The sequence below is a fragment of the Salmonella sp. SAL4457 genome, from assembly GCF_046548235.1.
GTDB classification, from domain to species: domain Bacteria; phylum Pseudomonadota; class Gammaproteobacteria; order Enterobacterales; family Enterobacteriaceae; genus Salmonella; species Salmonella enterica.
Genome location: NZ_JBGDZO010000304.1, coordinates 1 through 295, shown reverse-complemented (window position 1 = coordinate 295; position 295 = coordinate 1). Strand labels below are relative to the sequence as shown.

Annotated in this window: 1 protein-coding gene; it reads left to right on the top strand. The window is 68.1% G+C overall.

Annotation, left to right across the window (positions count from 1 at the left end; translation table 11 throughout):
* The coding region (locus tag ACLJNW_RS24390) for an aldo/keto reductase (protein ID WP_410961241.1) at positions 1-295 on the top strand (295 nt) is incomplete at both ends.

The window sequence follows — 295 nt, the reverse complement described above, 5'->3', positions numbered from 1 at the left end:
GCCGAAATGTATCCGGTGCCGCCCCGCGCCGAGACCTACGCCAGCACCGAGCGCATCATCGGCAACTGGTTCCGCCGCAGCGGCGACCGCGCCGACTGGATCCTCGCCAGCAAGATCGCCGGCCCCGGCAACGGCATCAGCCATGTGCGCGACGGCAACCTCAAGTTCAACCGCCAGCACATCGTCGCCGCCCTCGATGCCAGCCTGGAGCGCCTGCAGACAGACTGGCTGGACCTCTACCAGTTGCACTGGCCGGAGCGGCGGACCAACTTCTTCGGCCAGCTCGGCTACCAGC